Genomic DNA, 25318 nt, shown 5'->3' on the forward strand with positions numbered 1-25318 from the left:
CACGGCCCAGGCCCAGCCCACGGCGGGATTCGCGCCCGTCGTGCACAGGTCGACGGTGGCTCCGGACGCGGGCGTCACCTGCACCCGGTAGAGGAAGGTGGCGCCGGTGGCGTCCCAGTTGCCGGGGCCGGCCTTCAGGGCCGAGGGGTGGCGCACACGCGCAGTCCGGTGAGGGCCTCGCGTTGGGTGGGCTCGACGCGGTCCCGGTTGGCGGAGTGGGCGGTGAGGTCGCTCTGGTACCAGCTGCCGCCCTGGGCGGAGGGCTTGGTGGGGTCCACGCTGGAGCGGGTCCATTCCCAGACGTTGCCGGCGAGGTCGTCCACGCCGAAGGGACTGCGAGAACCGGGGTGGCTCCCCACTTCGTCGGGGCCGAAGCCCCAGGGCTCGCGGCCGTAGGTGACGTCGTGGTTGGCGTCGTCGGGGGAGAGCCAGTCGCCGGAGGGGTAGCGGCGGCCGTCGGCGCCTCGGGCGGCGCGCTCCCATTCGTGCTCGGTGCAGACGCGGGCGCCGGGGACGCGGCCGGTGTGGTCCAGCCAGGCGACGTAGGCGAGGGCGTCCTCGAAGGAGATGGCGGACACGGGGAAGCGCAGCCAGTCCTGCTCGGCGCGGCGGGTGCGCTTGCCGTAGCGGAGGGGCTCGCCGTCGAGGACGCTGTAGCTGGCGGAGGCGGGGCGCAGGTTGAGGCGCCAGCGGCCATCGGGTTCGCGGGCCAGGTCCACCACGGTGAGCCGGCGCCGGGAGCCCGGCATGCGCGCGGCGCGCTCCTCGGGGGAGCGGGTCTCGAGGAAGGCGATGTAGTCGCCGAAGGTCACCTCGTGACGGGCGATGAGGTACGCGCCGGTCTCGACTTCGTGGAGGGGTGGGGCGAAGAAGAAGGCGCGGCGCAGGTACTCGCTCTCGGACGCGCCTTGCAGGAAGCGGCCGGGCGGGATGTAGACGAAGCCCTCGGGGACCTGGGGGGGCTGGGGCAGGGTGAGCTCCTGGGAGAAGAATTCACCCGGGCGCAGGAGGACGGGGACGCGCACGGGGACGCGGCCGGGCGCTTCGATGAGGAGCAGGTGCGAGCCCGCGGGGAGCGAGAGGTCTGTCAGCGGTGTCTGGCCGAGGAGTGTGGTGGCGGGCTGATTCGGCGGTGCGCCCGCGGGGCCAGACCGCGCGGTGATGTTCGACTCGCTCGCGGAGTCCTGCGCCTGGCGCTCCGTGCCTGGCGTCGAAGCAGGAGGCGCGAGGTCCGCGTTGTCTGCCGTTGGCTGCGTGCCGACCGGAGCGATGTTCGTATCGCTCGCGGAGGCTTGCCGCGGGCTCTCCATGCTTGGTGTCGAGGCTGGAGGCGCGAGGTTCGCGTTGTCTGCCGTTGACCGCGTACCGACTAGAGCGATGTTCGTCTCGCTCGCGGGCGCCGCACTCGGTGTCGATGTGGAGCCCGCGCGTGCATCCAACAAGGTCACCCGTGCGCCTGGAGGCGAGGTGATGAGGGAGATTCGTGCGGGCGCATCGAGCCGCCGCTGTCGCTGTCCTCCGGTGTCATAGGCGGCGAGCCGTGCGAGGAGCTGCGCACGCACCTCGGGCTGGCGCTGACGGTCCGCGCGCTCCACGCGCTCCGCGAGCAGGTCCGCGAGCAGCTCGTTCAACCGGGTGCTTCCCGGGTCCAGTCCCCACGCCGTCTCGAGCGCGGCCTGGGCTCGGAGGCTGAGCGTCTCCACTGCCTGCTCTTCCTCCTGGACCTGTGTCCACAGCGCCTCGGCGGCCTCGCGATTCTGGGGGCCCGGCGTGTCGAACAGGGTGAAGGCGTCCTGTCTCATCTGCTGGGCTCGCGCATCCTTCGCGCGTGCTTCGTCGTGATGTCGCCGTGCTTCGCTCAGGTGTTGGGAGATGCGTGCGTCGAGCTGCGCGCGAGACTGGACCCGGGTGACGGCCACCACCGCCAGCAGGGCGAGCGGCGCGACGATGGCCACCGCCCAGCGGGCGACGCGGCGGTGGCGCACCACCTGCCTGGAGCGCGCGAGGAAGTCCTGCTGGAGGGCGGCTCCGGGAAGGATGTTCGCGGCAGCGGCCTCGGAGAGCTGTCGCTCCGCGTAGAGCAACTCCGAGGGACGCCCCAGTCGCTCCCACTCCGCCGCCGCGCGCGCGAGCCGGTGGCGGATGGCGCGATGCTGTTCGTCCTGTCCCAGCCATCCGCGCAGCGTGTCCCAGTGGGTCAGCAGGCTCTCGTGCGCGAGCGTGTACACGCCCTCGCCACTCTCCGCCTCGCTCGCCGTGAGCAGTCGACCGCGCACGAGCCCGTCCAGCACCGCGCGACCGGTGTCATCGTCGGGCCCGCGGAGCAACTCGTCACGGGTGCGACGCAGCCGGGTTCCCTCGGAGGTGACCAGCTCGAGGAGCAGCTCTCGTGCCCGAGGTCGCTGCTCGGGTCTCAGCCGGTCCACCACCGCGTCCGCGTGCCGGGCCAGCGCGCCCTCCACGCCGCCGAGCGCGGTCAGCGCCGCCATCGGGATGACGCCGCGCGAGACGTCGCGTGCCTCCCACAGGGCCTCCAGGACGAACTGCAATGACGGCAGTCCACCCTCGGCGCGCGCGGCGGAGGTGACGAGCGCATCGACCAGCTCGGTGGACTCGAAGGCCACGCCGAGCGCCCGCGCGGGCCCTTCGACAGCGTCGCGCAGTCCGCGCTCCGTCAGTGCGCGCACGAGGTAGAGCGCGCGAGGCAGCTCGTCGCCCAGTCCCGGCAGGGCCACCAGTCGGGTGAGACAGTCGCTCCGCGCGGTGGCCAGCACCCGGATGCGAGGCACCCGGTGCAGCGCGAGCGCCAGCTCCTCGGCGAGTCGGGTGGCCTGTGTCAGCTCGGAGAAGGTGACGAGCTCCTCGAGCTGGTCGATGAACAGGAGCACCGGATGGGCGCTCCTGCGGCGTCTGCGCAGCGCGCGAGCCAGGGCGCCCGGCTCCTCGTCGGCCACCTGTGACAGCAGCGCATCCGGGCTCTCGTCGAGTATCGGTGCGAGCGCGGCCGCCAGTGACTCCAGGGGGCGCCGCCCGGGTGTCCACGAGACGATGTCCCACGACGTGTCACTCTCGGGGCCGGTGAGCGCGGGGAGGACGCCCGCGCGACACAGTGAGGACTTGCCGACGCCGGAGTCACCCGCGAGCAACACGAAGCGCTCGCCACGCAGGCGGTCCATCACCTCACGCAGCTCCGCTTCGCGGCCGAAGAAGACCGCGCGGTGCTCGGCCTCGAAGGCGCGCAGTCCGCGATAGGGATTGCCGGAGGGCAGGGGCGTCGCCTGCACGGGAAGGGACAGGGCTTCGAGGGCCTCCCGGAGCGCGTCGCCGGAGTCGAAGCGCTGGTCTGCTTCCAGCGCGAGACATCGGTCCACGACGGAGGCAAAACCCGCCGGCAGGTCGAGCCGCTGTCCCTCGAGCAGTGGAGGGCGCTCGGCTGTCACGGCGCGACCCAGCTCCGCGAGGGGCACGTGTTGATGGGGTGCGCTGCCCGTACACAGCTCGTGCAGCATGACGCCCATCGCGTAGATGTCGGTGGCGCGACTGGCGGGCTCGCCGCGCCAGAGCTCGGGTGCGAGATAGAGCGGCGTGCCGGGCACGGTGAGCTGCGGCGCGCGATGCGCGGGAGCGACCCCGTCCCTGGCTCCTCCAGGCGCCGAGTCGTCGCCAGGGCTCGCGGGCTGCATTGGCGCGCCGAGGCCCGGGCTCATGACGCGACGCGGGGACGCATCGGCTCGCTGGCCGAATCCTGGCGCAACGCCGAGCGCCGCTGGCGGATGCTCGAACCCTCCGCGTCCCGGAGCTGTCTCGCGCTCCGAGGGGCGAGCAGATACTGCCGGCGCATCGAGTCCCACCGTCATCGACGGATGTGCTGGCGTGCCGAGGTCCCGCGTCTTCCCAGGATGCTCCGGCTCGACGAAGCCAGGACTCATCGCGGGCTGCCCGGGCGAGTCGAGGCCCGGAGCCCGCGTCTCCGTCACCGACGCCGGTACTCCCTCGTGAGGCTCCGCCGGAGCCATCGGTCGTGTCTCCACCTCCGGCTTGCGCACAGCGCGGTCCGAGTCGAGGTGACGGCGCTCGTCCCGTGTCGACTCGACGCGCGTGCCCTGCTCGGAGCCCGTTCCCCGGTCCGTATCCGGCGTCGCGCGCGGCCCCTCCTGCGCCACGCTGTGCGAACGCCTGTCCCCCGACCACGCCTCCGCCAGCCCGAAGTCGAGCAGCTTCACCTCACCGTCCTCGGAGAGGATGGCATTGGCGGGCTTGAGGTCCCGATGCAGGACGCCTCGGCGATGCGCGGCCGCGAGCCCGCGCGCCAGTCCGATGGCGAGCGCCAGCAGCCGTCTCCCCTCGACCGGCAGACTCAGCGTGTCCAGCGTCTCGCCCCGGATGAGCTCGGACACGAGATAGGGCTGTCCGCGCACCTCGCCCACGCGGTGGATGGCCACCACGTTGGGGTGCTGCAGGCGCGCAATCGCCCGGGCCTCCTGGAAGAAGCGCGCCCGAGCCCCCGCGTCCGGCAACCGCCCCGCCGGCGTCGCGATGAACTTCACCGCCACCAGCCGGTCCAGCAGGGTGTCGCGCGCCAGGAACACCTGTCCCATCGCCCCGCGTCCGAGCGGCCGGAGCACCTGGTACTCCTCGAACTCGCGGGGCGGCTCCAGCAGCCCGGGCGGAGTGCTCATTCCGTCGGTGGGCCCCGGCGCGGGGCCCGCGGTTGGAGTCCGAGCTGCTTCAACTTGAACGAGAACGTCCGGATGGGCATCCCAATCAGCGCCGCCGCGCGCGTCTGCACACCCTCCGCCTCCTCCAGCGCCTCCTGCATCCGCCGACGCTCCAGCTCGCGAATCTCCTGCGCCAGCGGCAACCGCGCGCGTCGGGACAGCTCCACGGGCGCCGCCTCGGGAGCCACGGGCTCACCCACCGGCGCCCCCCGTCCGCCGCCGAGCATGCGCGCCGGAAGATGGTGCGGCTCCACGACGTTCCCCGTCACCGCCGCGGCCACGTAGTCCATCAGGTTGCGCAGCTCGCGCACGTTGCCCGGCCACCCATGCCGCGACAGCGCATGCATCGTCCCCGACGCCAGCTCCAACCCGGGGCGCCCGAGCGCCGCGCACGCCCGCTCCAGGAAGTCCCGCGCGAGCATCGGCACCTCGCGAGGCCGCTCCCTCAGCGACGGCAGCAGCACCGTGGCCGCGCCCAGCCGGAAGTACAAATCCTGTCGGAAACGCCCCTGCGCCACCTCCGCCTCCAAATCCCGATGCGTCGCCGCCACCACGCGGATGTCGATGGGCCGCTCCCGCGTCTCTCCCACGCGGGTGATGCGACGCACCTCCAGCGCGCGCAGCAGCTTGGCCTGCGCGGACGCGGGCAGCTCACCCACCTCGTCCAGGAACACCGTGCCGCCCTGCGCGCTCTCCAACAACCCCACGCGCGCATGGGTCGCCCCGGTGAACGCGCCGCGCTCGTGGCCGAACAGCTCGCTCTCCACCAGCCCCTCCGGCAGCGCCGCGCAGTTGACCGGGACGAAGGGCCCACCCGCACGCCGGGACCAATGGTGCACGGCGAACGCGGCGTTCTCCTTGCCCACGCCCGTCTCACCGCGGATGAGCACCGGCAGCTCGCTCGCCGCCAGCCTCCGCAGCAGCGCATACAGCTGCGCCATCGCCGGGTCCGCCACCAGCACCACGCGCTCCGCCAGCGCCAGCCGCGTGACGCCCTCCGCCGCCGACGCGAAGCCTCCCGGCGCCGCCGTCTGCGCGGCCGTGCGCGCCGCGGCCACCAGCGTCTCCGCGTCACACCCATCCGACGGACACGTCGCCGCGCCCAGCCGAGCGCGGGGGCTGGCGGACAGCAGCGCCTCCACGCGCTCCCCCAACCCCTCCTCCCCCGGCTCTCCGGCCACCTCGGGCAGCAGCCACAGCAGGTGCCCCGCGTCGAGCCAGCCCGCCGCCTCCGCCGGGCCCGCCTCCGACGTCAGCACCGCCTCCACCAGCTCGCGACCCCCCGGCTCGCCCAGCGCGAGCGCCAGCACCGTCAGCGGCCGGCCATACCGCAGCGCGCGCTCCACCTCCTCGCGCAGCCGCCCCATCAACCGCTCCGAGTCCAGCGCGCGCCGCGCCGGCATGGGCCGATGCCGCGCGCGCACCACCGCCACCACCGCCCCGAAGGCGACCACGTCCCCGGACAACAGCGGCCGGGCATCGTCGAGGGGCCGGCCGTTGAGGCTCGTCCCGTTCTGGCTGCCCAGGTCCACCACCCTGGGCCCCTCGTCCGTGACGAGGATGCGCGCATGTCGGCGCGAGACGCTCTCGTCCTTCAGCCGCAGGTCCGCCTTGTCGTCGCGCCCCACCAGCACCACGCCCTCCGCGGGCAGGGGGAAGCGCCACGACGACTCGCCCTCCAGCACCAGCAGGTACGCGGCGCTCGTCTCGGCGGACTCCAGGCCGGAGCCGAGGGGACGGGTGTCTCGGGCGCTGGGGGGCGGAGCGGACGACATCGAGCGGGCGTCCATGCTGGCACGCCCGCGTCGATTCGGGCAACTCGTGGGCATTCTGGAAATCTGGAGCCACATGAAACCCAGCCGGAGCCTGCTCACCGGCGCAGCGTCATGGGCAGGCGTTCACCGGCGCGCGACAGGTAGACGCGCGACGTCACGCGGCCTCCTTCGTTGTGCGGGCGGACCACCGTCTGTCCGCGCAGACCCGGCACGCGGGAGAGCGAGATGAGCAGCTCCGCCTGGGCATCGTTCCCCTCGTGCTCCACCTCCAGCGTGCACAGGTGGGTGCGGCACTCCACCCGGGTGAGCCGCGAGCCGGCGAAGTCCTCCCCCCGGAAGGACTCCGTGACGAGCGACTCGGTGCTCCCCGCCCACGCCGTGTCCCGAGGCTCGGTGTTCATCGCCACCTCCAGCTCCGCCTCCAGCTCCAGCACCCGCTCCTGCCGCCGCTGCTCGTGCACCACCATCGCCGCCTCCCGCGAGGGCGCGGGGTCCTCCGCTGCTGGCACGTCCTCGCGCGTCTGGGGAGCCCCCTGCTCCAGCGCGCCCGCGGACGGCTGCTGCTCCAGACGCCCCTGTCGTTGACGCAAGGACTCCAGCTCCGCGCGCAGCGCGCGCACCTCCCGCTCCAGGTCCGCTGGAGTGTTGGCGGAAGCCCCAGCGGCCTCCGCGGGCGCGGCGCCTCCCCCAGGCGCCTCTCCCTTCCAGCTCCAGACTCCCGCGGTGAGCACGACGGCTCCCGCCAACCCCATCACTCCCCAGCGGACCTTGGACATGGCGGCTACTCCGAGATGTAGAAGCTGGAGAGCGCGGACTGGAAGCCGGAGTAGGGCGCTGGCAGCTCACAGCGCAGCGCGATGAAGCCGTTCGAGGACGCGAACGTCGTCGGCACGCTCAGGCTGATGGTCTTCGGGTTCGCGGTGTCGGCGCCCGACGTGCAACCCGAGTCGGAGGCGATGGCGCTGCCGTCGGGCTCCGTCACCGTGGCGGTGCAGCACACGTTCTCGGTGAGGTGCGGGTCCCTGGCGGTGACGAGGAAGGACACCGTCTCGTTGAAGCTGGGGATGGAGACGTTGCGCTGCACCGGGCACACCACCTCGAGCGCGCTGCCCGTCTGGTTGATGAGCCGGCCGCTGCGGAACATGCTGGGCGCGCTGAAGCCCGACACGGAGGTGCACAGCGAGCCCGCGTAGGTCGCCGGCCCCGCGAACGTCGGCATCGCACCGAGCAGCGCGAGCGCGGCCACGGACTGCTTGAACAGGTTCTTCGTCATGGAGGTCTTCCTCGTCGCGCGCGTCCCCCGCGAGCTGTCGCGTCATGCGAAACCTGGAGTGACGTGCTGACCGCGAGGAAGAGCAACGCGAGTGCCAGCCATCCGCGCCCCGGAGCGGCTCGCGAGCACGGCAAGTCTTGCCGGACTCCCGCGCGCGTCGGCCGGCAAGCCCTGCCTTCGGCCGGCGAACCTTGCCGGTGGGAACGACGAAGCCCCGGCCAGGTGCTGGCGCCGGGGCTTCGGGACTCACGACGCTGGGGGGACTACTTGCGCGCGGGCGCGCTGTGCGCGACGTGGCTCTGCGACTGGAGCGCCGGGGGCGAGGCGTTCAGCGTGCCCAGGTACAGCCGCCCGTGGAAGCCATCCGCGCGCGCCTCGCTCGCGAGCGCCACGCCGGGGCGCTGCTTCGAGGACTGCCGCGCCTGGAGCGTGGGGCTGATGCCGAAGACGTTGCACTCCACGTCGTCCCAGACGCTGTAGCGGCAGGCGAACTGGGTGCCGCGCTGGAAGCCCACGTCCAGCGCGCGCACGGAGGGCAGCGCCTTCGCCACCCGGGCGCCCATGGGCTCCAGGTCGCCATCCCAGTCCACCTTGGTGGTGCGCGCGTGCACGCTGCCGGTGAGCACCAGCGTCCACGCCTGGGCGCGCTGGGCCTGGAAGGAGAGCAGGTTGGCGGCCAGCTGCGCCTCGCGCTCGTTGCCCTGCGCCTTGTCCGCGTCGATGGCGGCCAGCGCCACGTCCTTGCCGGAGGCGCGCAGGCGGCGGGCCTGCTCCACGAGCCACAGCATGGCGCGGCTGCTGCGCCCGTCCTGGTGCGCGCGGCGCCAGAAGGCGCTCTCCCGGAGCAGCTCCTGCGCGTCCTGCGACGTGCCCGCGCTGGCGAGGTAGCGCGTCAGCAGCGGCTGCTCGGAGGCGGGCACCGACAGCGCCAGCGTCACCGGCAGCCCCTGGGCGGTGGCCTCGCACAGCATGCGCAGCGCCGCGGAGGGCAGCTCCTGGGTGCCCAGCGGGTCCGCCATCAGCACCACCCCGCCGGCCGACAAGAGCGACGTGGCGCCCTCCACCGGCTCGCCGCAGTCGGGGGTGGCGGCGGACGCATCACCGGCCTCGCCCCAGCCCTCCATCATCACCGAGCGCATGGACACCGGCGCGTTGCCACCCACCAGCTCCAGCGCGGGCACCATCTCCATCCGGGCCAGCAGCGTCTGCTCGACGTCCAGGTCCCGGTAGCCGCGCACGTAGCGGAAGCGCTCCAGGCCGGGCGCGTTGGGGAAGGGGTTGCGCATGGCGATGGTGCGCAGGGCGTTGTGCCGCGCGGGGGGCGCGCTCAGGTGGGCCTCGGACCTGGCGTCGAACGCGTGCTCGGTCTCCTCGAGCGACAGCTGGCTGTCGCGGCTCGTCATGTCGCCAAGCTGCTTGGGCGTCTCCTCGATGAGGTTCTCCATCTCGGAGTAGCTCAGGCGGAACACCCGGATGAGCGTCTGGCGGGGCCCCAGCCGCTCGCCCTTCACGTAGTAGCGCTCGTGGTTGCGCAGGCCGTTGCGGTTCTTGCCGGGCTCGTGCGCGGAGGAGAACAGCTCCAGGCCGCCCTCCTTCTCCATCACGTCGTAGCGCTGCTCCTCGAGCACGCGCCGCGCCATCATCATCGCGTCCTCGGGGGGCGCCAGGTACACGGTCTCGTGCGTGGGCGTCTCGTACTCCCCCGTCTCGGGGTTCAACTGGGTGTCGAGTCCCCGGGTGAGGGTGGCACACCCCGCACACCCCAGGACGCCCATCAGCAAGCCGATTCGACGCATCACTTCCTCCGTGCAGCCCAGGCGCATCCGGGCCGCGGTGTCTCATGCTGGAACCGCTGCGGGAACGACCGGTGCACGGGGAGTATATCGCGGGGGGAGTCACCTCCCCAGCCGGTGGGGACGGGCCGTGCGGTGGGGGACACGCGCCCGCGCGGAGGGCGCCAGGCCTGTGCTCCCGTCGACGGGGACGAACCGGAGCCCGTCGCTCTCACGCCCCCAGAGCGAGCGTTCGGCGGGCCCTCTTTGACGCGGTGGGTTGGTGTCGGGCCCCTGGCTGTAGTGAACTTCTCGGCCGTGCCTGCCTCTCCCGCTGTCTCCTCCGTGGCGCAGGAACGGACCGTGGGTCCGCTCCAGCTGCTTGCATTGGGCGTCAACGGCATCGTCGGTGTGGGCATCTTCTTCGCGCCCGCGGAGGTGGCCGCGCGCACGCCGGGCCTGGGCGCGGTGCTCGCGTTCGCGGTGACGGGCCTGGCGCTGGTGCCGGTGGCGCTGGCGTTCGCGGTGCTGGGCCGGCGCTTCGACGCGGATGGCGGGCCCGTGGTCTTCGCGCGCGCGGCCTTCGGCGAGCGGGTGGCCTTCCTGGTGGGCTGGGTGGCCTACGTCAGCGCATTCCTGAGCACGTCCGCGGTGGTGGCGGGGCTGTCGCAGGCGGTGGCCCCGTCGCTGGGGCTGGAGGGCGCGTGGGGGCAGCGGGTGCTGGCCTCGGCGCTCGTGACGGTGCTGGGGGCGATGGTCGCCTCGGGCATCCGCGTGTCGGCGAGGGCGTGGACGGCGCTCACGGTGCTCAAGCTGCTGCCGCTCGGGGCGCTGCTCGTGGCCTTCGCGGCGGTGGCGCTGTCGGGGCCGCTGCCCGTCGCGGCGAGCCCCGTGGCGTGGACGGCGGGGGCGTGGCTGCCCGCGGGGCTGACGGTGATGTTCGCGTACCAGGGCTTCGAAATCGTGCCGGTGATTGCCGGGCAGGTGCGCTCGTCGGAGAAGAGCGTGCCGTGGGCCACGGTGGGCTCGCTGCTGGGCGCGGTGCTCCTGTACGTGGGCCTGGTGTGGGCGTGCGTGACGGCGCTGCCGGAGCTGGCGTCCTCCAGCGCGCCTTTGGCCTCGGCGGCGGGCGTGTGGGGAGGGGCGGGGCTGTCGCGCGTGGTGGCGATGGGCACCAGCCTGTCCGCGCTGGGCATCTGCGTGGGGATGATGGTGACGACGCCGCGCTACCTGTCCGCGCTCGCGTCGGGGGACAGGACGCTCTTGGGATTGGAGCGCATGTCACCCAGGGGCGTGCCCGAGCGGGCGCTGGGGGTGACGTGGGCGGTGGTGCTGGTGTTCGTGAACCTGGGGAACCTGTCGGAGCTCTTCGCGCTCTCCAGCATCGCCGTGCTGATGCAGTACGGCGTCACGGCGGCGGCGCTGGCGTGGCTCTCCTTCAAGCGGGAGCGCGCGCTGACGCCGTGGCATGCGGTGCTGGCGGTGCCCACGCTCGCGCTCGGCCTGACGCTGGTGGCGTTCGGCGCGAGCGTGCGGGAGGCCGCCACCACCGGTGTGGCGGTGGTGGCGGGCCTGGTGCTCTGGGGCCTGTCCCGGCCGAGGGCCTAGAACTGGCTCCAGAGGTACTGGTTGGTGATTTCGTGGTGGAACTGGATTTCGGACGTCTTCACGCGCGTGCCCAGCTGCTTGGGGCAACGCTCGGCGGAGGCCGTCTTGAGCTCCGCGAACTTGCTCTGCACGTTCTCGCCCAGGATGTTGGCGACGAACGAGCTGCCCTTGAAGAGGCGGATGGCGTCGAAGATGTTGTCGGGCAGGAAGCGGGTGCGGCTGCGCTTGGACTCGGCGTCCTCCTGCGGCTGCGGGCCCTCCAGGCCGGTGCGCAGCAGGGTGTAGAGCACCAGGTACGGGTTGGCGTCCGGGCCCACCGAGCGGCACTCGACGCGGGCCGAGCGCTCGTTGCCATAGGGGATGCGCACCATGGCGCCGCGGTTGTTGGCGCTGGCCTTGATCTGATTCGGCGCCTCGAAGTGCGGGTCCAGGCGGCGGTACGCGTTGACGCTGGAGTTGAGGACCAGGCAGATGTCGTTGGCGTTGGTGAGCAGCCGGTCGATGAAGTCCCAGCCCATCTGGCTCAGGTTGTCCTGGCCGGCCTTGTCGTAGAACAGGTTCTTGTTGTTCTTCGACAGCGACATGTTCATGTGCATGCCGTTGCCATTGACGCCCGTCACCGGCTTCGGGAGGAAGCTGGCGGTGGTGTCCATCTGCGCGGCGACCTGGCGGCACAGCAGCTTGTAGAGCTGGATCTGGTCCGCGGAGATGAGGGCCTCGCTGTACGTGAAGTTCATCTCGAACTGGCTGGGGGCCACCTCGGGGTGGTCCTTCTCGTTCTGGAAGCCCATGGCGCGCTGGGCCTCGGCGGCCTTGTCGATGAAGGCGCGCAGCGGGTCACCGGGCAGCGAGTGGTAGTAGCCGCCGGTGGAGATGAAGTCGAACTTGCCCGTCTCGTGGTAGTGGCGCTCGGCGTCGCGGCCCTTGAAGAGGAAGCCCTCGACCTCGGGCGCGGCGTGGAAGACGGTGCCGTCCTTCTGGTACAGGGCCTCGGTGACGCGCTTGAGCTGGCCGCGCATGTCGGCGTGGTAGGGCGAGCCGTCGCGCTCGAGGACCTCGCTGAACACCAGCACCTTGCCGGGACCGAAGATGTCCGAGGGCAGCCAGTAGAACGAGCCCCAGTCCACGTTGAGGCGCAGGTCACTCTCCGCCTGCTGGGAGAAGCCGCGGATGGAGGAGCCGTCGAAGGTGAGGTTGTCGGCGCTCTTGAGGAGGAACTTCTTGTCGTAGTCCAGCATGTGCAGCCGACCCTCGAGGTCGGTGAAGCACACGGTGACGGCCTTCAGGCTGCGCTCGTCGGTGAGGTACTTGATGCGCTCCTCGCGGACCTTGTCGGCCGACACGTGCTGGAGGCGCTGCTCCTTCACCTTGAGGTTGCGCTCTTCCAACTCGTCGTAGGGAATCTCCAGGAACGTCCGCAGCCCCTTCGTGTCCATGCTTGCCGTGCCTCCAGGCCGGTCGTCACCGTCAGCGCGGTGATTTCGAATCCGTGGGCGCAGGTATTTACATTTGAGGACGGGAAATCAAGCCTAAATTCCGCGCCGCGAAGCTTAAAGGATTGGTCCAAAAAGCTTTAGAGCACGGTGGGCAACACTCTGGAGGGGGGCTGGAGGGCCTGGGATGACGCCCGGTGGACACTTGGGCGCCCTCCGGAGCCTGCCTGCCTGGTCGGGGGTGGCGGGGTAGTTTCTTGTGAGCGTTGGGGTGGTTTTCGAAGATGCCGGCATGAGCTCGATGTGGATTCTGGACGAGGCACCTCCGGCGCCGGATGCGCGCATCCCCTATGGACCGGGGATGCATCACTTCGGAGAGCTGCGGCTTCCCTCGGGGCCGGGGCCGCATCCTGTCGTCGTCGCCATCCACGGCGGCTTCTGGCGCGCGAAGTACGACCTGGCCCACCTGGGCCACGCGTGCGCGGCGCTCACCGCGAGCGGCTTCGCCACCTGGAGCCTGGAGTTCCGACGTGTCGGCCACGAGGGCGGCGGCTACCCCGGCACCTTGGAGGACGTCGCCCTTGGCGCGGACTTCCTGCGCACCCTCGCGGAGTCGCATCCCCTGGACCTGTCGCGGGTCGTGTTCCTCGGACACTCGGCGGGAGGTCACCTCGCGCTGTGGCTCGCCGCGCGGCCCCGGCTGCCCTCGGGCAGTCCTCTCTACAGCCAGACGCCGCTGCGTCCGGTCGGCGTCGTCTCGCTCGCGGGCGTGGCCGATGTGACGCGCGCCTATGAGCTGGGCCTCAGTGACAACGCGGCGGGACAGTTCCTCGGGGGCTCGCCCCTGGAGGTGCCCTTGCGCTACCAGCGCGCCTCTCCCGCCGCGCTCCAGCCGCTCGGCGTCCCCCAGGTCCTCCTGCATGGCTCCGAGGACGACACCGTCCCCGTGTCGATGAGCGCGGACTTCTGCTCACGGGGCCGCGCGCACGGGGATGAAGTTCGCTGTGTCGTGCTCCCCGGCGCGGGTCACTTCGAGGTCGTGGACCCACGCTCGCGCGAGTGGGCCCAGGTCGTCGACGCCGTGCGCTCGCTGCTGTGACGCGAGCGCGTCAGTTCACGTCACCGAAGACGATGTCGTAGCCCACCGTGTTCGTGCCGCCCGTGCCCCCGCTCATGCACGTGAAGGTGCTGGTGACGTCGTCGTAGGCGTACGTGTACGCCGTGGGACACGCCTTCTTCAGGAACGCGAGCCACGGCTGGACGCTCTCTGCCCACGCCGGGTTGTTCGCGTAGCACTGCCCCTGGGCCTGCTGGCTCGGGTTGTTGCCGGGCTCCAGCAGCGTGGGCCAGAAGCTCCCCGCGTCGTTGCCCGGATACGTCGCGCAGCCGCAGCAGGCCGGCGTGTTGCCATTGCTGTTGTAGCAGGACGCACCGAAGTTGCCGGCGCACTGGAACAGGTTGCTCAGCGTGTCCTGCACCGTGCCGCCCTGAACCTGCACGGTCATCAGCTGGCTGCAGTCCAGGGGCCCGTAGCCGAAGCTGGTGCTCGCCGAGCACAGGTCTTCATAGGACCACCAGCCGATGGACTGGCCACACGTCTGGACGAGCGGAGACGTACCGCCGACTCCTGGCAGGAACGCCGTTCCGCACACGGCGCCCCCCGCGCAGTCGCTGTCCGACGTGCACGTGCCGCAGTAGCCCGCGTCCGGGTTGTTGGGGTTGCCGCACGTCGCGCCGTTCGCACACGTGGGGCCGCACTTCGTCCACGTCGGCTGACACACGCCGCCGGTGCACGTCGTCCCCGTGCCGCAGTCACTGTCCTGTCCGCAGGCCGGCAGCACGACGGCCCGGAGCAGGGTGGTGTAGTCGGCGGGGAGGCCCGCGCTCGTGTCGGGCGTGAAGCTCCAAGAGCACGCCTCCAGCATGCCCAGGGTGCTGTTCCCCTGGGCGCTCGTGGAGCCCGCCGTGCCGCACGAGTACGGCGAGGGAGGGTTCGCCGCCGCGAAGCCTCCGTCACCGCTGGGGCCCATCTGGAGGCTCACGTTCGCTCCGTTGATGACGGTGACGTCGTAGAAGTCGACCGTGTCCGGCTGGAGTGTGAACTCCGCGGCCGTGAAGGGATTGGTTCCGCCCTTGCCGAGCGGGCAGGGCATGCCGGCCGCGTTGCCGCAGTCCGCGCTCAGGCAGCCCGTCCCATCGGACTGACAGCCGAGCCGTCCGAACAGACCGCCGCTCCAGCCGATGGGAGAACGGCACAGGCACGCGACGCCGCCATCCTCCGGGCACTGCGTCGGCGGATTCGCGAGGTTGACTCCGTCCGCGAGCAGGCAGCGGCCACTCTGGCACTGGGCGTTCTGCGTGCACGCCGTCATCCCAGGTTGGAGGTTCGCGAACGCGGGAGGCAGCGACGAGGGCATGCACAGCGTCGTCGACTCCTGGGCGGTCAACTTCAGTGCATCGAGCGGAACCCCGCCATCCGTCCTCGGGTACTGACAGAGCCCCAGCGCCACCGTGCAGGACTGCCCGCTCGGACACGGTGAACTCTCGGAGCTGCACGCCTGGTTCTCACCAGGGACGACGGACTGGAAGTAGCACGTCCCGCCATTGGCGAGGCTGCACTCCTGCACCGTGGTGGAGCAGGTCGTGCTGCCGGGGCACGCGGCCTGCCCTCCGTCGGCGCACTTGCACAGGCCCGTGGTGGAGTCACAACCCTCGGAGCCGCAGTTGGCGCACGCGGGCACCTGCGTCGCACCCGTGCAAAGCGCGGTGGGGAGATTGACGGTGACGATGGGAGCACCGCCGTTGCACGTCGTGCCCGGGGCCACCATGCACTGTCCCGTGTTCGTGTCGCACATATTGCCCGCGTTGCAATCCGCGCTGCTGGTGCAACCGGGGTTCAAACATGCCTGGTTCGGACCACAGTCGCTGCCTGTGGTGCAGGTGAAGGGCGGAGGCGCCGCGCCCGCGGTCTGGCCAATCCAGACCGTCTGGCTCGCCTGGTTCGTCAGCGTGAAGGGACGGAAGCCGGGCGGGCAGGTCGACGAGCCCGCGTCGCCCGGAGCCGGTGTGTCCGAGGGTGCGCGGCCCTGAAGCGTGCCGAACACCACGAGCGCGACAGCCAGTCCGAGTGACACCGCGGGGATGAGCAGACGACGTGATGCCATGACGGGCCTCTCAATCAGGTCTGCCGAGCGACGGTAGTGAGCGGCCGCCTCCAGCCCAAGGATTCGGGGCGTCGGCTGCTCGCACGTGCGCGAACGAACCCAAGGCCCGTGATTCCCGGGGGCATGGGCCCCACCCCCATGGCCGAGTCCGGCCCGACGCACTGCCCGTCGTGGGATTTCGCGCCCCAGGACTTGCGCGAGAAAGAGCCATTGCTAAACTGAACTATATGGTTCAGTATCAAGCCCGACTCGATGCGACGTTTGGAGCACTGGCGGATGTGACGCGCAGGGGAGTCCTGGAGCGGTTGGGCCAGGGGGAGGCGTCCATCACGGAGCTGGCGGAGCGCTTCGACATGACCCTGACGGGCATGAAGAAGCACGTGCACGTGCTCGAGGAAGCAGGGTTGGTCATCACGGAGAAGCAGGGGCGGGTGAGGACCTGCCGGCTAGGGCCATGTCGCCTCGAGGACGAGGTGGCGTGGATGAATGGCTATCGGCGTCTGGTGGAAGCGCGGCTCGACCGGCTCGGCGAGTTCCTCGCGCGAACGAAAGGGGAAGAGGAATGAACACGGCACTCAGGGAAGCACTCGTCACGCAGCCGACGGACCGCGAGATTCGCATCGAGCGCATCTTCGATGCGAAGCGCGAGCGGGTCTGGAAGGCGATGACGGACGCGAAGCAGGTGGCGCAGTGGTGGGGGCGGGGCAACAAGCTCGTGGTGGAGCGCCTGGAGGTGGAGCGGGGTGGCCACTGGCGCTTCGTCGAGCACGCGGATGGACAGGAGCACGGCTTCGAGGGGCGCTTCCGCGAGGTGACGCCCGTCGAGCGGCTGGTGCAGACCTTCGAATGGGACGGCATGCCCGGCTACGTCATCCTCAACACGACGACGCTGGAGGACCTGGGCGACGGGCGCACGAAGGTGGTGGCGGTGTCGTTCTTCTTCACGACGGAGGAGCGCGACGGCATGGCGGCCTCCGGCATGGCGGACGGCCTCAACCAGAGCTACCGCGCGCTCGACGCACTGCTGGCCCGCGAGCCGTAGTCGCGGAAGCGTGAAGCCCTCCCGCCCACCACGCGAGGTGATGGGCGGGAGGCTCGCATCAGTTCAGGGTGCGGTCGTAGAATCGCATGCCGTCGCAGTGCGCGCTCGAACTGGCAACTCGCGCCAGGTGAGTCCGTCGCCCCCGACCTTGCTCACAGCGTCGAGGAATCTCTCGGTGCAGATGACCATCGTCGCGAAGTTCCCGACCCGGAAGAGGTCAAGGTCGGAGGGCAGTGACGACGCGTCCAGAATGGGCTCATCGGGGCGCTTGAGCGCAAACCGTCCACAGGTCGTGCAGGGCGGCGCGACTCCGTCCGGAATGCAGTCCGGGTGGAGTTGCCCACGGTGGGCCAACTGCACCTCCACGAGGTCTGGTGGCGTCTTCTGGCGAGACCGGAGTTCCGTAGGAAAGGCCTCGAGTCCTCGGACTCCCCCCGACTGGAGGCCATCGAGCACCCGACGATGGAGCAACAGTTCATCAACGACCCAGGTGAAGTCCGGGAGCTGCCCACTGCATCTGCCGACCAATGGGCCGAAGGTCGTCCCAGGCGGCAGAACGGCACCAGGTGGCGCAAGGGGGAGCACCATCGCTCTCAGTCGCGCGAACTCATCGAAGGGCTCTTGCCGTGCCTTCCGGAACTCACGTTCCGTCTCCCCGAGTGGCGCGAGGTCGACTCCAGGGTAGTAGTGGCCGGCCGCGGCCCATGATTTCTCACAGGTGGGGCACTTCAGCAGGCCAGGGAGCCCCCAGCGATGCGCAGCGTCGACATGCCCGCCGTGCTGGGTGGCCGCGCCTTGGTCCTCGTCCAACCAGTAGAATCGGTCCATCTCACGTCCCAGGCCGTGAATAGTACGATTGAATCGGTCCGCCCGTGAGCTGGAACCGGTAGATGAGCTCGCCGGCGTGCTTGAAGATCTCCTCTGGCGATGCGGAGGCGTTGCTCCTGATGAACTGACGCCAGGCCTCGTTCCACTGCCCTCCCTGTCCTCCGACTTGATGAATCCGTCGATGCACCTCGTATGGGAGCGGGAGCGTGTAGTTATGGATCTTGACCCCCTGCCGCTCGAACCACTCCTTGAGCCGAGCCTCCTGCGGGAAGATGTGGTGCTTCTCCCATCTCCCAGAAGGAAGCTGGTGCGAGGGAGGGATGATTCTCTCGGGAGCGCCGTTCCAGTTGGGGAACGTCATCACCCAACCCTTGGGGAGCCGCTGCCCGCCACCCCAGTTCCGCCGCGGGCCGGAACCTGGTGCGGCCGCGGCTGCTGGCGGGCGCGCCGGCGGGAATCGGGCCAGTTCTATCTGCCCGAAGTCCTGGTCGCACGGGTAGAAACCACAGGCATCACCCAGGCACAGCAGTGTGACGCACTGGTCTTCGAGCGGTGTATCGCACTCGAGCTCCGCCGCTTCCCAAGCCCCCTGCATGGGAGCCTTCCCTGCGGTTGCACAGCCCGACCACGCAGCTAGAAGCGCCGCAAGCCAAACAGCTCTCAGAACGTTCATTGGGTGGCGCAGCCTGCCTTGCAATCCAAGCACTGCGCCACCGTCTCCTGCCTTCGTCACCGAGCTGGCATGGGCTCGGCGTCACGGAGGTACGTCAGAACCCGCGCGCCGCGCCACCGTCGACGGCAATCGACTGGCCGGTGATGTACGAGGCCTGCTCGGAGGATAGGAACGCCACCAGGGAGGCCAGCTCCTCCGGCCTCCCCAGTCGCCGCGCGGGAATCTGCGGGGCCACCTTCTCGTCCGTGAGGCCCAGCTGCGTCATCCTCTCCGTGGCGTGGAAGCCCGGCAGCACCGCGTTGAGCGTGACGCCGTGCTGCGCCACCTCGTTGCTCACTGTCTTCACCAACCCGAGCAACCCCGCGCGCAGGCCGTTGGAGATGGTGAGGTTCGGCATCGCCTCACGCGCCGCCAGCGACGTCACCAGGACGATGCGCCCCCACTTGCGCTCCTTCATCCCCGGCAGCGCCGCCTGGATTCCATCCACCGCCGCCATCCACAGGCTCTGGAACCCCAGCTGCCACTGCTCCGCCGTCAGCGACTCGAAGCCACCCGCCGGGGGCCCACCCGTGTTCACCACGAGCACATCCACGCCGCCCAGCTTCGCCACCACCTCGTCCACCAACCGCTTCGCCGCCCCCGGCTGGTTCAAGTCCGCCGGCACCGCGAGCGCCGCGCCCAGCGACTTCGCCGCCTTCTCCAGCTTCTCCCCACCGCGAGAGCAGATGGCCACCGTGGCGCCTTCCTTCACCAGCGCCTCGGCCGTCGCGTAGCCCAGCCCCGCAGACGCGCCCATCACGAGCGCGCGCCTACCCTTCAGTCCGAAATCCATCCGCGTGCTCCTTCATGAATGGCACCAGCCGCTCGTGGATGAGCCGCTTCGCCCGCTCCAGGTCCACGTCCTCGGCGCGCGTCAGCCCCTCGGACAGCTCCGAGACGATGCCACCGGCAATCGCCCCCACCTCGTACGCCAGCCGGTACGGCACCCGGCTGAAGCTCACCATCGAATACCGACTCACGAACTCGCCCGGGAAGGTGTTGAGCAACACCTTCTCCACCGCCTTCTCCAACAGGAAGCGCGGGTTGCCCGTGCTGTCGCGCATCTCCACGAAGTTCTCCACCGCCATGTCCGCGATGGCATCCGCGTTCGTCTTGCGCAGCCGCGCCAGCTCCCCGAACAGCGTCTCCCAGTCCCCGTGCTTGCCGAGCAACCCCTCGAGCACCGTGCAGTCCTCGAAGCCGCAGTTCATCCCCTGGCCGAAGAACGGGACGATGGCGTGCGCCGCGTCCCCCATCACCACCGCCTTGCCGCCCACATTCCACGGCGCGCACTTCACCGTCACCATGCTGCCCGTGGGCCGAGCGAAGAACGCCTGCGTCAAGTCCGGGATGAGCGCCTTCGCGTCCGGGAACTGCTCCTCGAAGAACGCCTCCAGCCGGGCCGGGGAGTCCAGCGACTCGAAGCTCACCGGCCCCTTCCACGGCAGGAACAACGTACACGTGAAGCTGCCATCCTCGTTCGGCAGCGCAATCAGCATGTATGTCCCGCGCGGCCAGATGTGCAGCGCGTGCTTCTCCATCTGGAACGCGCCGCCCGGCCCGGGGGGAATCGTCAGCTCCTTGTACCCGTGCCCCAGCGTCTCCGCCGTCGACTCGAACCCCGGCACCTTCTCCAGCGCCTGCCGCACCGCCGAGCCGGAGCCGTCCGTGCCGAACACCACGCGGCCCTCCTCGCGGCGCTCCTCACCCGTGGCCTCGTCCACCACCGTGAGCACGCCCTGATCCAGGTCCGCGCCCGATACCCGCTGCCTGAAGCGGATGCGCACCTTGCCCGTGGCCTCCGCCGCGCTCATCAGGAACTTGTTCAGCCACGCGCGCGACAGCGAGTTGATGTGCTGCGAGTCATCCTTCCCGTAGGGCTGGTACATCAGCGCGCCCTTCGGGGGATGAATCATCCGTCCCCGCATCGGAATCGCGTGGCGCAGCGCCTCCTCCTCCAGGCCCACCTGCCTGAGCGCGTACAGCCCGCGCGTGGAGATGGCCAGGTTGATGGAGCGCCCCGCGTCGATGACCTCGCGCCGCATGTCCGGCCGACGCTCCAGCACCTCCACGGTGTGCCCACGCCGCGCCAGGAACACGGACAAGAGCGAGCCCACCAGGCCCGCGCCCACCACCGTGACGGCCTCGTTCCGCTCACCCACGGGCATGTCCCTCCAGCGTCTTCACGAAGCGGTACACATCCGTGAACGAGCAGTACAGCGGCGCGGGCGCCGCGCGGATGATGTCCGGCTTGCGGAAGTCACAGATGATGCCCGCGTCCGCCAGCCGCTTGAGCATGCTCGGCGCGTCGCCCTGGAACCGCAGGGACAGCTGCGCCCCGCGCTGCTTCACGTCGCGCGGCGTGGTGATGCGCACGTAGCCCGACGGCAGCGTGTCCAGCAGGAACTCCAGATACCCCGTGAGCCGCTCGCTCTTGGCGCGCAGCGCCGCCATGCCCGCCTGGTCGAACAGCTCGAACGACGCGCGCAGCGCCGCCAGCTGGAGGATGGGCGGATTCGACAGCTGCCACCCCTCCGCGCCCGGCAGCGCGTCGAAGTGCGGTCCCATCTGGAAGCGCGTGGCCTTGTCGTGCCCCCACCAGCCCTCGAACCGGGGGATGTCCTTCGAGCGCGCATGCCGCTCATGCACGAACACCCCGCCCAGGCTCCCCGGTCCGCCGTTGAGGTACTTGTACGAGCACCACACCGCGAAGTCCGGCCCGTCGTCGTGCAGCGACAACTTCAGATTCCCCGCGCCGTGCGCCAGGTCGAACCCGACGAAGCAGCCCTTCGCGTGCGCCGCGCGCGTAATCGCGGGGATGTCGAACGCCTGGCCCGTCAGGTAGTTCACGCTGCCCAGCAGCACCAGCGACACCTCGTGGCCGTGCTGCTCCAGCGTCGCCAGGATGTCCTCGGTGCGCAGCGTCTCCTCACCTTGGCGCGGCTTGAGCTCCAGCACCGCCTCGCGCGGGTCGAACCCGTGGAAGCGCGCCTGCGAGGCCACCGCGTACTGGTCCGACGGGAACGCGCCACCCTCCACCAGAATCTTGAAGCGCTCCTTCGTGGGCCGGTAGAACGACACCATCATCAGGTGCAGGTTCACCGTCAGGGTGTTCATCACCACGACTTCCCGCGGCTTCGCGCCCACCAGCCGCGCGGCCTGCTCCGTGACGAGCTCGTGGTAGTGCAGCCACGGGTGGCGCCCGTGGTGGTGGCCCTCCACGCCGAAGCGGGCCCAGTCCTCCAACTCCTCCTGCACGTAGCGCGCGGCGTTCTTCGGCTGGAGCCCCAGCGAGTTGCCCGCCAGGTACACCACCGGCTTGCCATCCGGGCCGGGCGGGAAGTGAAACTGCTCGCGGAAGGAGCGCAGCGCATCCTCGGCGTCGGCCTTGCGCGCGAAGTCCTGGGAGTCCTCGAAGGTGTACGTCGTCATGGGGCGAAGTCCTCGCGCGAGCGCCCCAGCCACGCCAGGGCGTTCTTCCACAGGAGCTGCTCGCGCGCGTCGGATGAAAGCTCCGTCAGTGATTCGATGAGGGTGCCCGGGCGCAGCTCGCCCAGCGGGAACGGATAGTCACTGCCCAGCGCCACCTTGTCCTGGCCGAACAGCTTCACGATGAAGCGCAGCGTGTCCGCGTCATGCACCAGCGAGTCCACCCAGAAGCGCCCCAGGTACTCGCGCGGCGGCACCTTGTTGTCCACCGCCACCAGGTCCGGCCGCGCCTCGAAGCCGTGCTCGATTCTCCCCAGCGTCCCGGGGAACGCGCCGCCGCCGTGCGCGAAGGCGAAGCGCAGCTCGGGCAGCCGCTCCAGCACGCCGCCGAAGATGAGCGAGCACATGGCCAGCGACATCTCCGCGGGCATGCCCACCAGCCACGGCAGCCAGTACTTCTGCATCTTCGCCTCGCCCATCATGTCCCACGGGTGGACGAAGATGGACGCGCCCAGCTCGCTCGCCGCCTGGAAGAACGGGAAGAGCTTCTCGTCGGAGAGGTTCCAGTCGTTGACGTGGCTGCCAATCTGCACACCCGCCAGGCCCAGCTCCTTCACGCACCGCTCCAGCTCCCGCACCGCCAGCTCCGGCGACTGCAGCGGCACCGTGCCCAGCCCCACGAAGCGCTTGGGGTGCTCGCGCACCACCGAGGCCACGTGGTCGTTCAGGAAGCGCGACAGGTCCAGCCCGTGCTCCGGCTGCGTCCAGTAGCTGAACATCACCGGCACGGTGGAGAGGACCTGCACGTGGACGCCCACGTCGTCGCATTCCTCGATGCGCTTCACCGGGTCCCAGCAGTTGCTCTCGACCTCCCGGAAGAACTTCCCGTCGTCGCGCAGCATCCGCGCGCGGCACGGCGCGTGGTGGTCCAGCGTGATGAAGCCGCCGTACCCGTAGCGCTCGGCGAAGCGCGGCAGCTTCTCGGGCAGCAGGTGCGTGTGGATGTCGACCTTCAACGAGAAGGCCCTCCCTTGGTCACCTTCGTCCCGCACTTCTTGCAGGTGCAGTTCGCGTCGTTGCCGTAGAAGTGCTCGAAGATGGGCGGCAGCTGCGTCACCAGATTCGTGACGTGCACGAACTCCTCGTAGAGCTTCTCGCCGCAGGAGGGGCACATCCACATGAAGCCATCCAGCTCATGCGGCAGGCGGCGGCGCTCCAGCACCAGCCCCACCGTGCCCGCGGGGCGCTGGGGCGAGTGCGGCACCTTGGGCGGCAGCAGGAAGATTTCGCCCTCGGAGATGGGGATGTCCACGGGCTTGCCTTCGTCGAGCACGCGCAGGTTCATCGTGCCCTCCAACTGGTAGAAGAACTCCTCGCCCTCGTTGATGTGGAAGTCCGTGCGCGAGTTGGGACCGCCGACGACGGTGACCATGAACTCACGGTCCGCCCACACCTGCTGGTTGCCGACGGGCGGCTTGAGCAGGTGGCGGTGCTCGTCGATCCACTTCTTGAAGTTGATGGGGGTCAGCCGGCCCATTCATTCATCTCCGATGGTGGCGATGCACTTGAGCTCGATGGCGATCGGCGTGGGCAGCCGGTTGATCTCGAGCGTCGTCCTGCACGGCGGGTTGTCCTTGAAGTACTCCGCCCACAGGCGGTTGTACGTGGGGAAGTCCTTCTTCATGTCCGTCAGGTACACCGTGACGTCCACCAGCTTGTCCCAGGAGGAGCCCGCGTCCTCCAGGATGTAGCGGACGTTGCGGAACACCGAGTGGCACTGCGCCTCGATGTCGTACGAGGTGATGTTGCCCTCGGCGTCCAGCTCCACGCCGGGAATCTTCTTCGTCCCGCGCTCGCGCGGGCCCACGCCCGACAGGAACAACAAGTTGCCCACACGCCGTGCGTGGGGATACAGGCCCACCGGCTCCGGGGCCTTCTGGGAATCGACTCGCTCACTGGTGCTCACGTCGCGTCTCCGTCCAGCGCGTCACAGCTTGATGCACACGTTCTTCGGCTCGGTGAAGAAGCGCAGCGCCTCCCAGCCGCCCTCGCGCCCCACCCCCGAGTCCTTCACCCCGCCGAACGGCGTGCGCAAGTCGCGCAGCATCCAGCAGTTCACCCACACGATTCCGCTGTGCAGCCGCGAGGCGAAGCGGTGCGCCCGCTTCACGTCCCGCGTCCACACGCTCGCCGCCAGGCCGTACTTCGTCGAGTTCGCCCACGCGAGCACCTCGTCCTCGGTGTCGAACGGGATGAGCGTGGCCACCGGGCCGAAGATCTCCTCCTGGTTGGTGCGGCAGCTTGCGTCCAGGCCCTCGATGAGCGTGGGCTCCACGAACCAGCCCTCGCGGCAGCGGCCCGCCAGGCTCGCGCGCTTGCCACCCGCGAGCACGCGCCCGCCCTCCTGCTTCGCCAGGTCGATGTAGCCCATCACCTTGTCGAAGTGCTGCTGCGACACCAGCGCGCCCTGCTCGGTGCCGGCCTCCAGCGGGTCGCCCACCTTGAGCGCCTGCGTGCGCGCCACCAGCGCGTCCCGGAAGCGCTCATAGAGGGGGCGCTGCACGAAGATGCGCGGGCCGCAGAGGCAGATCTGCCCCTGGTTGGAGAACGACGAGCGCACCGTCGTCGCCAGCGCCTCCTCGAAGTCGCAGTCCTCGAAGATGACGTTGGGGTTCTTCCCGCCCATCTCCAGCGACAGCTTCTTGAAGCTCGGCGCGGCCACGCGGGCAATCTCCGCGCCCACGCGGGTGCTGCCGGTGAAGGAGATGGCCGGGATGTCCGGATGCTCGCTCATGGCCGCGCCCACCTTGGGGCCCAGGCCGTGGACGATGTTGAGCACGCCGGGCGGCAGGCCCACGTCGCGGCACACCTGCGACAACAGGAACGCCGTCATCGGGGTGACTTCGGAGGGCTTGGCCACCACGCAGTTGCCGATGGCCAGCGCGGGCGCGAGCTTCCACGTCAGCAGGTACAAGGGCAGGTTCCACGGCGAGATGCAGCCCACCACGCCCAGCGGCGAGCGCAGCGTGTAGTTGAGCGCGACGCCGTCCGTGGCGTGCGCCTCGCTGGAGAACTGCGTCACCGCGTCCGCGAAGAACTCGAAGTTGAGGATGCTGCGCGGGATGTCCACCGTGGACGCCACCGACAGCGGCTTGCCGGAGTCGATGGACTCCGCGCGGGCGAACGCGTCCAGGCGCTCGCGAATCGTGTCCGCCACCTTGCGCAGGAGGCGCGAGCGCTCGGCGGCGGGCGTGGCGGCCCAGGCCGGGAAGGCGCGCTGGGCGGCCTCCACCGCGTGCTGGAGGTCCGTGGCGTCCGAGTCCGGCACCTGCGCGTAGCCCTTGCCCGTCGCGGGCTCGGGCTTGTCCAGCCACTGGCCGCCGCGCGCGGGGATGAGCTCTCCGCCGATGTAGTTGAGCACCTTCTGCATGTCCGAGCCCTCCGTGCGCCCGTCCCCGGGATGGCTCGCGAGCGCCTGGTCCCTCGGGTGCCGGGAGACAGGGGGAGCGCGGGGGCCCGGGTCGAACGGGGCGCAATGTACGCAACCGAGCCAGCCGTCACCAG

General features: G+C 70.3%; 20 protein-coding genes. 4 read left to right on the plus strand and 16 right to left on the minus strand.

Features of this window, described 5'->3' with window-relative positions:
• Nucleotides 1–134: 134 nt before the first annotated feature.
• The 5 genes from FL311_RS10675 to FL311_RS10695 form a co-directional block, all read right to left on the minus strand.
• Entirely contained in the window at nucleotides 135–4679 is a 4545-nt protein-coding gene (locus FL311_RS10675) for an SUMF1/EgtB/PvdO family nonheme iron enzyme (protein WP_228556805.1), read from the minus strand.
• Entirely contained in the window at nucleotides 4676–6493 is a 1818-nt protein-coding gene (locus FL311_RS10680) for a sigma 54-interacting transcriptional regulator (protein ID WP_194869155.1), read from the minus strand. The genes FL311_RS10675 and FL311_RS10680 overlap by 4 nt, the downstream gene beginning before the upstream one ends.
• Before the next feature lie 95 nt (nucleotides 6494–6588).
• A complete protein-coding gene (locus FL311_RS10685; protein ID WP_141324859.1) occupies nucleotides 6589–7269 on the minus strand; it encodes a hypothetical protein in 681 nt (226 codons plus the stop codon).
• Nucleotides 7270–7274: 5 nt separating this feature from the next.
• Nucleotides 7275–7766: a hypothetical protein gene (locus FL311_RS10690; protein ID WP_141324861.1), complete on the minus strand. Its 492-nt coding sequence runs from the start codon at nucleotides 7764–7766 to the stop codon at nucleotides 7275–7277.
• 263 nt (nucleotides 7767–8029) lie between these two features.
• The gene (locus tag FL311_RS10695) at nucleotides 8030–9562 is read right to left on the minus strand and encodes a hypothetical protein (protein ID WP_141324863.1); all 1533 of its coding nucleotides are present in this window, start codon (nucleotides 9560–9562) and stop codon (nucleotides 8030–8032) included.
• Nucleotides 9563–9901: 339 nt separating this feature from the next.
• On the opposite strand from FL311_RS10695, the gene FL311_RS10700 reads away from it, so the two are divergent.
• Nucleotides 9902–11146: an APC family permease gene (locus tag FL311_RS10700; protein ID WP_141324865.1), complete on the plus strand. Its 1245-nt coding sequence runs from the start codon at nucleotides 9902–9904 to the stop codon at nucleotides 11144–11146.
• Here FL311_RS10700 and FL311_RS10705 read toward each other — a convergent pair.
• Nucleotides 11143–12582 (minus strand): glutamine synthetase family protein, encoded by a 1440-nt coding sequence (locus FL311_RS10705; RefSeq protein ID WP_141324866.1) that lies wholly within the window; start codon nucleotides 12580–12582, stop codon nucleotides 11143–11145. The two genes, FL311_RS10700 and FL311_RS10705, sit on opposite strands and share 4 nt — an antisense overlap.
• A 289-nt stretch (nucleotides 12583–12871) precedes the next feature.
• Between FL311_RS10705 and FL311_RS10710 the strand changes: the two genes are divergently transcribed.
• A complete protein-coding gene (locus FL311_RS10710; RefSeq protein WP_141324868.1) occupies nucleotides 12872–13678 on the plus strand; it encodes a S9 family peptidase in 807 nt (268 codons plus the stop codon).
• 10 nt (nucleotides 13679–13688) lie between these two features.
• On the opposite strand, the gene FL311_RS10715 is transcribed toward FL311_RS10710, so the two are convergent.
• Nucleotides 13689–15743 carry a thaumatin family protein gene (locus FL311_RS10715; RefSeq protein WP_141324870.1) on the minus strand — a complete coding sequence of 685 codons (2055 nt, stop codon included), beginning with the start codon at nucleotides 15741–15743 and terminating at the stop codon, nucleotides 13689–13691.
• A 227-nt stretch (nucleotides 15744–15970) separates the two neighbouring features.
• Here FL311_RS10715 and FL311_RS10720 point away from each other — a divergent pair, with 227 nt between their 5' ends.
• Together FL311_RS10720 and FL311_RS10725 are read left to right on the plus strand one after the other, a co-directional pair.
• On the plus strand, nucleotides 15971–16309 hold the full coding sequence (locus FL311_RS10720) for a helix-turn-helix transcriptional regulator (protein ID WP_046711055.1): 339 nt from the start codon (nucleotides 15971–15973) through the stop codon (nucleotides 16307–16309).
• Nucleotides 16306–16785, plus strand: coding sequence for an SRPBCC family protein (locus FL311_RS10725; RefSeq protein WP_141324872.1), 480 nt, complete (start codon nucleotides 16306–16308; stop codon nucleotides 16783–16785). The genes FL311_RS10720 and FL311_RS10725 overlap by 4 nt, the downstream gene beginning before the upstream one ends.
• Before the next feature lie 63 nt (nucleotides 16786–16848).
• Here the strand turns inward: FL311_RS10725 and FL311_RS10730 are convergent, their stop codons facing one another.
• From FL311_RS10730 to FL311_RS10770, 9 genes are all read right to left on the minus strand, one after another.
• Nucleotides 16849–17613, minus strand: a complete 765-nt coding sequence (locus FL311_RS10730) for a double-CXXCG motif protein (protein ID WP_141324874.1) — start codon at nucleotides 17611–17613, stop codon at nucleotides 16849–16851.
• Nucleotide 17614: 1 nt separating this feature from the next.
• Nucleotides 17615–18286, minus strand: a complete 672-nt coding sequence (locus tag FL311_RS10735) for a TIGR02269 family lipoprotein (protein WP_141324876.1) — start codon at nucleotides 18284–18286, stop codon at nucleotides 17615–17617.
• 94 nt (nucleotides 18287–18380) lie between these two features.
• Nucleotides 18381–19118, minus strand: coding sequence for an SDR family oxidoreductase (locus FL311_RS10740; RefSeq protein ID WP_141324878.1), 738 nt, complete (start codon nucleotides 19116–19118; stop codon nucleotides 18381–18383).
• Nucleotides 19096–20487: an NAD(P)/FAD-dependent oxidoreductase gene (locus tag FL311_RS10745; RefSeq protein WP_141324880.1), complete on the minus strand. Its 1392-nt coding sequence runs from the start codon at nucleotides 20485–20487 to the stop codon at nucleotides 19096–19098. The genes FL311_RS10740 and FL311_RS10745 overlap by 23 nt, the downstream gene beginning before the upstream one ends.
• Nucleotides 20480–21757 (minus strand): kynureninase, encoded by a 1278-nt coding sequence (gene kynU / locus FL311_RS10750; RefSeq protein WP_141324882.1) that lies wholly within the window; start codon nucleotides 21755–21757, stop codon nucleotides 20480–20482. The genes FL311_RS10745 and kynU overlap by 8 nt, the downstream gene beginning before the upstream one ends.
• Complete coding sequence (locus tag FL311_RS10755; RefSeq protein ID WP_141324884.1) at nucleotides 21754–22770, minus strand: amidohydrolase family protein; 1017 nt, start codon at nucleotides 22768–22770, stop codon at nucleotides 21754–21756. Before FL311_RS10755 ends, kynU begins: the two co-directional genes overlap by 4 nt.
• Nucleotides 22767–23291, minus strand: coding sequence for a 3-hydroxyanthranilate 3,4-dioxygenase (nbaC, locus tag FL311_RS10760; protein WP_141324885.1), 525 nt, complete (start codon nucleotides 23289–23291; stop codon nucleotides 22767–22769). The genes FL311_RS10755 and nbaC overlap by 4 nt, the downstream gene beginning before the upstream one ends.
• Nucleotides 23292–23720, minus strand: coding sequence for a RidA family protein (locus FL311_RS10765; protein ID WP_141324887.1), 429 nt, complete (start codon nucleotides 23718–23720; stop codon nucleotides 23292–23294).
• Nucleotides 23721–23741: 21 nt separating this feature from the next.
• Nucleotides 23742–25184, minus strand: coding sequence for an aldehyde dehydrogenase (locus FL311_RS10770; RefSeq protein ID WP_141324889.1), 1443 nt, complete (start codon nucleotides 25182–25184; stop codon nucleotides 23742–23744).
• Nucleotides 25185–25318 lie beyond the last annotated feature (134 nt).

Source organism: Myxococcus sp. AB025B (assembly GCF_006518215.1).
Classification (GTDB): domain Bacteria; phylum Myxococcota; class Myxococcia; order Myxococcales; family Myxococcaceae; genus Myxococcus; species Myxococcus fulvus.